4 protein-coding genes are annotated in these 5,186 nt (G+C 64.2%); all 4 read right to left on the bottom strand.

The annotated features are described in order from the left end of the window. Positions 1 to 599: 599 nt before the first annotated feature. Positions 600 to 1,733 (bottom strand): substrate-binding protein, encoded by a 1,134-nt coding sequence (locus NKH30_RS32875; RefSeq protein ID WP_352540681.1) that lies wholly within the window; start codon positions 1,731 to 1,733, stop codon positions 600 to 602. Between the two features lie 74 nt (positions 1,734 to 1,807). Next, positions 1,808 to 2,080 (bottom strand): hypothetical protein, encoded by a 273-nt coding sequence (locus NKH30_RS32870; protein WP_091581466.1) that lies wholly within the window; start codon positions 2,078 to 2,080, stop codon positions 1,808 to 1,810. Between the two features lie 90 nt (positions 2,081 to 2,170). Beyond that, positions 2,171 to 3,748 carry an HD domain-containing phosphohydrolase gene (locus tag NKH30_RS32865; RefSeq protein WP_352540680.1) on the bottom strand — a complete coding sequence of 526 codons (1,578 nt, stop codon included), beginning with the start codon at positions 3,746 to 3,748 and terminating at the stop codon, positions 2,171 to 2,173. Between the two features lie 311 nt (positions 3,749 to 4,059). Continuing rightward, positions 4,060 to 5,186: serine hydrolase (locus NKH30_RS32860; RefSeq protein WP_352998147.1), on the bottom strand; the 1,127-nt coding region annotated here is incomplete at its 5' end.

The raw sequence follows: 5,186 nt of genomic DNA, 5'->3' as shown, positions 1-5,186 counted from the left end.
CTGCTCATCTTCTTCCATCACAAGGTGTCCACCTATTTTGGTGGACACCTCATGCATCAGAGCACTCAACAGCAAAAGGTGCGGGGAAATTCGCGCTTACCCTTCAAGGCCGTGTATTCCACTTTTTGAGTTTTGAGTAGCTTCTCTGTTTTGGCGCGCTCCTTGTTGAGAGCGTTCTGACCTTTGACCTTGGGCATCCGTCCTCCATTTGGTTCACTGTCGTTCGCCAGAAAATATTATTGCCAGCGATATCGCGCGAGATGTCAGCTCTGAGGCCGCGGCAGAGGCCTCCGAGGGCGTTATGGGGGGAAAGAAATGCGCCCTTCCCTGCCCCACAATGCGACGCCGATTTCACGCCCCTGCCTGCGATCGCGACGACTGAAATGGGGCCGTTTGCGGACTGTCCGTTTTCGGGATGGCGAGATTAGAAAGCGGATCGACGCGTATCGCGGACCGCAACGCGCCAGCGCCGGAGATAGCGCCTGATGATCTTCAGTTGCTCTGTATGTGCGACTGGAATGCACTATCGCCCGGTTGGGTGGCAGGGCAACTTGCTAGCCGCCCTGCCACCTGGAAGAACAGTCATCGACGCGGCCGGCTCAGCCCGCTTTGCTGAGTTGGAGTTCGTCGCTAAGCGCGCGCTCGTTGGGATCGATCGGACCCAGGTTCTTGACGACCCGGAATCGACCGCCCTGCGCCTGCGCGATGTACATGTTCATGCGAACATGGTGCTGGCCGGGGACCATTTCGGCCGGGCCACCTGGTCCCTCGCTGATCCGCGAGTGATCGAGCGCCCGGATGACCGTATCACGCTCGACCGTGCCGGCCTCATTGACAGCCGCTTCCCACATCTTGATCGCCCGGTAGTGGCCGGTGCAGCCGCTGCCCGCGGTCAACATGGCGCTGCCGGGGAAACGGTCCTGGTAGCGACGCAAGAGCGCGCGGCCAAACGGATCCTCGAGTTCCCGATAGTAGTCGAGGCAGCTGTAGAGGCCCTCGATCTGCTCGGACGGCACGAGATTGAAGAAGTTCTCGTCGAAGTAGGTGCAGATGATCTTACCGCCCCGCTTGCCGAAACCGGCCTTGTGCAGTTCTTCGAGGAACGGAGTCAAGCCCGGCGGGACGAGGGTGTTGAAAACCACGTCGGTGCCGCTCGCCATGATCTGCTCGACCGTCCGCCGGAAATCGACTGTATCGAGCGGGAAATACTCCTCGCCGACGACCTCGCCGCCATTGGCGCGCACCACCCGGCTCGCGGCCTTGTTCAGCAGATGGGGCCAGATGTAGTCGGCAGAAGGCAGGTAGAACTTCTTCGCCCCGGTGCTCTTCATGAACCAAGGGATCAGCGGCTCGACCTGCTGCGCGGGCACTGGACCCGTACAGAAGATCAGGGGATCGTTTTCCTGTCCCTCGTACTGCTCGGTGTAGATGTAGAGCGTCCTGCCGCGTGCGACCGCTTCGCTCTTGATGGCCTGGCGGGTCGAGCTGTAGATGCCGCCGACGACCAGATCGACCTTGTCGACGTCTATCAGTTTCGCAGTCCTTGCCTTGGCGGCGCTGTCGTTGGTCTCGCCATCCTCGATGACAAGCTCCAGCGGCCGGCCGAGCAAACCGCCTTTGGCATTGATGTCGTCGACGAGCATGGTGGTGAGGTTTGCGTTGGCGATGCCCATGAAGGACAAGGGGCCGGTGAGTTCGGCGACAAGGCCGATCTTGATGGGTTTCGGATCCATTTGATTTCTCCAAATCTGGGGGTTCGTCGGGGGGGCGCCGCCGACGGACGGCAGGCGGCGCGCAGTGCGGGATCTCAGGCCTCGTAGTGGCCGAGCAGCAGTGCCGCCTGCGGCTTGCCGACGTGGCCGGCTTCCTGCAGGATCGCGGGCACCTCCGGATCCGACACGAAATTCTTCCAGCCCTCGGCGTCCCAGTCGAAGATCGCCCAGACGCGGTCGGGCTCGCTGGGGTCGCGGAAGACGGTTGCGCCGTTCGAGCCGTGCAGCCGGCGCTTGTCGGCGCCCTTGGTCGAAAAGATGCGGATGAAGCGGTCGACGTCCGCCACCTTGGTCGTTGCGAGAAGCATCTGATTTCCTCCTGTCGGTCGCGGCCACCATCGGTCCGTCGACAGGATCACGATGCGCGCCCCGGAGCGGGCGCACATGGGGTGTATTCCCTATGCCTGCGTCTCGCCCGGCCGGACAAGGCCATGCTCGACCGCGTAGAGTGCCGCGGCGGCGCGGGTGGTCACGCCGATCTTGGCATAGACGCTCTGGATATGGTGGTCCGCCGTCTTGGGCGAGATATCCAGCTTGCGCGCCGCTTCCTTCGCGGTAAGGCCGGCGGCGATCAGGCGCAGCACCTCGATCTCACGCGGCGTCATTCCGGCCAGCGGCCGGGGCGGCGCCCGGCGCGACGGCTGTCCGGCGAAGGACAGCACGGCCTCGGCGGCATCGGGGCAGATACAGCCCTCGCGAACGGCGGCGCGCAACTGCGTGGCCGCCGCCTCGCTGGACAACGCCTTGCGGTGCGGACGTTCCTCTCGCGACGTCTGGAAGGCTTCGGCGGCGGCCAGGATTCTTGCCGCCGGGGACAGGTCGGAGCCGTGGACCTTACGGTGATAGCCCGAACCGTCCAGGCGTTCGTGATGGCGAAGCACGAGGGCGGCCATCGCCTCGCCCTCGCGGCCGAACGAGGCCAGCGCCCGCTCGCCATAATAGGCGTGCAACTGCGCCGCGTCGCGCTCGCGCACCGACAGCGGACCGTTGCGCATCCAGGTCGCCACCGGCACCACGAGTTCGCCTATGTCATGGATGCAGCCCGACCAGCGCAGCGCGCGGACGTCAGGGTCGGGCAGCCCGATCCGTTTCCCCGCACCCGTGGCCAGTTCCGACACCATCCTCGAATGGCCCTGCGTAAACGGCATGCGCATGTCGATCATGTCGGCGATGGCGAGGAACGCCTCATCGCAAGCCTCCTCATCCAGCGTCACCGGCGGATCGGGCTCAAGCGCCAAAATGGTCGCGCGGTCGACTGTCGCGCCGATGCCCTCCATCAGCGTCGGCGCGTTGGCCGAGACGAGCCGGGCCAGTTCCGCTTCATATGGGCCATCGCCGCGACTGGCGATGGTTTCGGCCATCCCTTCGATACCGACGGCATCGCAGAGCGCAATGGCATCCTGTGCCAATGTGATCAGGCGCACGGCTGGCAGGACATCCTCGCCGCTCAGCCCGCGCGGCAGGCCCTTGCCGTCCCAGCGTTCGTAGATTTGTCCAAGATTGCGTCGCATCTCCTCCGACAGGCCCAGCCGCTCGCCGATCCGTTGCGCGACCTCGCAATGCGCGGTCAGGACCGGGCGGGCCACGGCGATCGCCTGCGATAGCCCAGCCTCGATCGCCTTGGCCTGCGCGTCGGGCTCAAGATCGTAGTAGAGCCGCTTGAAAGCCTGGACGAAGACCCTGCCCAGCTCCGCCCGGTTGCCCATATCGAGACCGACAAGATCCTGGCGGAGCGCAATTTCGTCGCCGAAGGTGGCCGACAGGAGGTCCGTGTCCGCGTTGCAACCGACATAGCGGAGCATAGACTGGTGGTAGGCATTGCGCCGATCCTGCTCGGAAACGCCCGCAAGATCGGCAATCCGCATCGCAAGCACGCAGGATTTCAGTGCGAAGTCGCGAGAATGGCCCGTGGCAAGGTCCGAAGCATAAGCGAGGACCATCATGAAATCCGCCCGGCGGATCGAGACGTCTGTCATCGCCCACCTCCCAGTCGCTCTACGCTAGCCCCGCCAGCCGTTAATGCCTAGGGAAAAATCCCAACCCTGGTTGTGCTATCCGGCGAGAAATAGAATGTTCCGTTTGGGGCCGGGAGCCGTCGGTCTGCTTCGGATCAGCGGCTGGCCAAAGCCGACATGGCTTGTCGGAAGCTCCCGAGCAAATGCCGGCTTCCTGATTTCCACGCCCGGAAGCGAACCGTCACAAATCCGCCATCTCAGGCATCACCTTGCAGACGGCCGGTTCGCCTTTTCGACGGCATAGGGTGTATGGAGCACCCGACGCCCCACCCCTACCTCTGAAAATGCCCCAACCCGTTCTCATTGAGATAATCCACCGTCATCACCCGCGCGCGAAGGCCGCCGGGGGAACCAACGAACTTCACCGATGACAGCGATCCGGTCGGCGCGTTCTCTCCGCGGGGCGTGAGGGCGTAGGTGTCGCCGTCCCAGTGCTCGAGCGTGAACTGCATGGGCTTGGGGCCGAGTTCAAGCATCAGCTTGTCGCCATCGGCCCGCACGGTGGCGGTGTCGAAATAGTTGCTCGTATATTGGCCCTCGTAGAAGGATGGACTGCGCGCCTTGGCGGGGTTCGTCGGCTTGTCCTCGCCGGCGAGGTCGCCCACCGGCTTGTAGTAGCCCATGAACCGCGGCTTGATGTAGGGATACCAGTCGCGGGTGACCTGGCCATATTGCACGATGTCCATGAAGCTGGCGGCGACCGCCTCGGCGGCGCCGACGGGGGAGCCGTTGGTGAGCACGACGATGCCGACATCGGCCGAGGGCAAGATCTGGAAGGTGGTGCCGGCGCCGAGCAGGAAGGCGCCGGAATGGCCCATGGTGGTGCGGCCATTGGCGTTCACCCCCACATTGAAGCCGTAGCCATAGGAGCTGGCCCGCGTATCGGGCGTCTCGCCGCGGTAGGTCACGCTCTGCGGTGTGATGGCGGGCTGCAGGATCTTGGGGTCGATCATGGGCTGGCCGCTATAGGTGCCGTCGCCAAGCAGCAGGATCATCCACTTGGCAAGATCCTGGGCGCTGGAGGAGACGCCGCCCGCCGGCGCCTGCTGGTCGGGGTCGCGGTCATAGAGCGGCTCGAACACATTCTCCGCCACGCGCGCATGCAGCAGGGCGCGGTTCTTGCCGGCGGCAATGAAGTCCTCGTGCCGATAGCTGCTCGAGCGCATACCGAGCGGATCGAACAACAGGCTCTTGGCCAGCGGCTCCCAAGGCTGTTTCTCGGCGTGGGCCACTGCCTCGGCGCCGATCGTCGTGCCGAAATTGGCGTAGTGATAGGAGATGCGGAAGGGATCGAGGGGCACCATCCACAGGCTCCCGACGATCTGCTTGCGCTGGAAGCCGAGATCCTCGAGTTCGTCGCCCGCCGCCATCGGCAGGCCCGAGCGATGGGCGAAGAAAT

It is taken from the genome of Mesorhizobium sp. M1273 (genome assembly GCF_040318195.1).
In the GTDB taxonomy this organism is placed as follows: domain Bacteria; phylum Pseudomonadota; class Alphaproteobacteria; order Rhizobiales; family Rhizobiaceae; genus Mesorhizobium.
The sequence above is the reverse complement of the archived record's forward strand: the minus strand, read 5'-3'. Positions and strand labels throughout refer to the sequence as shown.